Origin of the sequence: Methylobacterium sp. J-077 (assembly GCF_022829365.1) — a bacterium.
Classification (GTDB): domain Bacteria; phylum Pseudomonadota; class Alphaproteobacteria; order Rhizobiales; family Beijerinckiaceae; genus Methylobacterium.
This window is the reverse complement of record NZ_JAKSYJ010000151.1, coordinates 1-670: the sequence shown is the minus strand read 5'-3', so window position 1 is coordinate 670 and position 670 is coordinate 1. Positions and strand designations below refer to the sequence as shown.

Annotated in this window: 1 protein-coding gene and 1 pseudogene; both read left to right on the top strand. The window is 75.4% G+C overall.

What is annotated here, in order from left to right:
* Positions 1 to 140, top strand: a pseudogene (locus MKL11_RS18270) (ABC transporter substrate-binding protein); the annotation flags it as partial.
* Positions 116 to 670: HWE histidine kinase domain-containing protein (locus MKL11_RS18265; protein ID WP_279600579.1), on the top strand; the 555-nt coding region annotated here is incomplete at its 3' end. The pseudogene MKL11_RS18270 and the gene MKL11_RS18265, both read left to right, overlap by 25 nt.

Sequence of the window (670 nt, the reverse complement as noted above, 5' to 3'; positions counted from 1 at the left end):
ACTTCGCCAGGGACTCCGCTAAGAACTCCGCCACGACCGGCGCCGAGGTGCGGGTCGACCTCGTCTCCGCCGACCACCAGAACAAGCCGGATGTCGGTGCGGCCATCGCCCGGCAATGGTACGACCGCGACGGCGTCGACGGGTCCAGGCGGTGGCGACGCAGACCCTGCGCAACGCCCCCTCGCTGGAGGAGGCCGGCCGGGCGCTGGATGCCCGCCTCGTGGCGCTGGCCCAGGCCCACGACGTGCTGGTTCAGGGCGCGTGGTCGAGCGCCTCGCTGTCGGGCCTCGTCGCCGGCGCGGTGGCGCTGCACGGCGACGGGGTGCCCGGCCGCTTCACGGTGAGCGGTCCCGACCTGACGCTCGCCGCAGGCCACGGCCTGACCCTGGCGCGTGCCGAACCCCGTCCGCGTCGGCGGCGCGACCGGCGGACCGCCGATCTCCTCCCAGCGGAAGCGGAGGCGCGCATCCGGCTCCGTCTCGTCGATCGCCCAGGAGATCGCCACCCGGCCGGCGCCGGTCGAGAGCGCGCCGTACTTGGCGGCGTTGGTGGCGAGCTCGTGCAGCATCAGCGCCAGGGTCAGGCCGTGGCCTGCGGCGAGCGTCAGGTCGGGACCGCTCACCGTGAAGCGGTCGGGCCTCGTCGCCGGCGCGGTGGCGCTGCACGGCGA